Genomic DNA, 1,604 nt, shown 5'->3' on the forward strand with positions numbered 1-1,604 from the left:
AAATCGAGTAGAGGGAAAATAAGTTGATTATTTTCGCCCCTCTCACACCACCGTACGTACGGTTCCGTATACGGCGGTTCAATTTATATTACAGTGTGTACTTTTAGATAGTGTTCAAAAGCAGAGGGGAGCCCCCTCTGCTTTAGTCTTTTATTTGAGATTGCTTTTTGGACGACTTTTGATAATCCTATGTATCGGTATCCTCTTCGACAGTAGGTTAATCCTTTCGCTTCTTCCTCTGGAATCCCTAGCTGAATAAGCGATTTGATTTGTTTCTTCGCTACTTTCCATTGTTTCCAGATGATGACCCTAATTCTGGAGCGAAGCTTAGTGTCTATTCGTTCAGTCACCTTTTTCATGTTTGCCACTCTGAAGTAATTTACCCATCCAAATATAACCTGTTTCAGTTTCAATATTCGGTAGTCTAGTGGAACACTCCAGTTTCGTTTTGTCAGTTGTCGAAGTTTCCTTTGAAACTTCTGTACCGAACTTGAATGAGGTCTCACTTGGTATCTCTTGTTATTAACGTCGTAATAATAACCAAATCCTAAGAATTTTAATTCTTTTGGACGGGAGATTCTACTCTTCTCTGCGTTGACTATCAGACCTAATTTCTCCTCTATAAATCTCACGATTGAGTTCATTACTCGGTTTGCTGCTTTTTCACTTTTCGCAAAGATAAGGGCATCATCAGCGTACCTCACGAAACTTAGTCCTCTTTTCTCTAGTTCCTTATCAAGTTCGTTTAACATAATATTACTCAGTAATGGACTAAGGTTTCCTCCTTGCGGAGTACCGACAGGTGTGTCTTCATATTTTCCATTCACCATGACTCCACTGACTAAGTATTTTCTGATTAACGAGATGACATCTCCATCTTTTATTGAGTTGGATATAATTCGCATGAGTTTATCGTGGTGGACGGTATCGAAGAATCTTTCAAGGTCAATGTCGACTACCCAATCATGACCATCATTCAGAAATTCTAGGCTTTTTAAAATCGCCATCTCACAACTTCTTTTTTGTCTGAAACCGTAACTGAATTCGCTGAACTGTTCTTCAAATATCGGACTGAGAACTTGATGAATGGCTTGTTGAACTACTCTATCCACTACTGTTGGTATTCCCAATTTGCGCATCTTGCCATTTTCTTTTGGGATCTCCACTCTTAAGGCAGCTTGCGGTTGGTATTTTCTTGTTCTGATGCGCTGACGCAGTTCATCCTTGTTCTCTTTCAGATATTGCTTTAGCTCATCCACTGTTACTCCATCGACTCCACTTGCACCTTTATTTTTATAGACACGCAAGTAGGCTTCATTCATATTTTGATTACTTAGAATCTGTTCTAAAAGTTCCACACTCGTTTCTCCTTCCCTCTCACGTAGTAGGTGATAGCTCCATTTTGGTTATCCTTTGAGATACGCTCATACTATCACCATTAACACATTCGGAGTTCGTCACTTACGCATTCGTGGTGTTGAAACACTATAAATTGTTCAGCCCTTCGTGAATTAATTTCACTACTATGGCTTCTGCTGACTTCTTGCGACAAACCTTTTTCGACTGTACTTTTGTACATCCGCAAGACCTCCCAGGGTAAGACA

General features: G+C 39.8%; 1 protein-coding gene. It reads right to left on the reverse strand.

Annotated elements, in window-relative coordinates:
• Positions 1-83: 83 nt before the first annotated feature.
• Positions 84-1,358, reverse strand: a complete 1,275-nt coding sequence (ltrA, locus tag ACIFOT_RS32335) for a group II intron reverse transcriptase/maturase (RefSeq protein WP_430073075.1) — start codon at positions 1,356-1,358, stop codon at positions 84-86.
• Positions 1,359-1,604 lie beyond the last annotated feature (246 nt).

This window comes from Neobacillus sp. NRS-1170 (genome assembly GCF_050468025.1).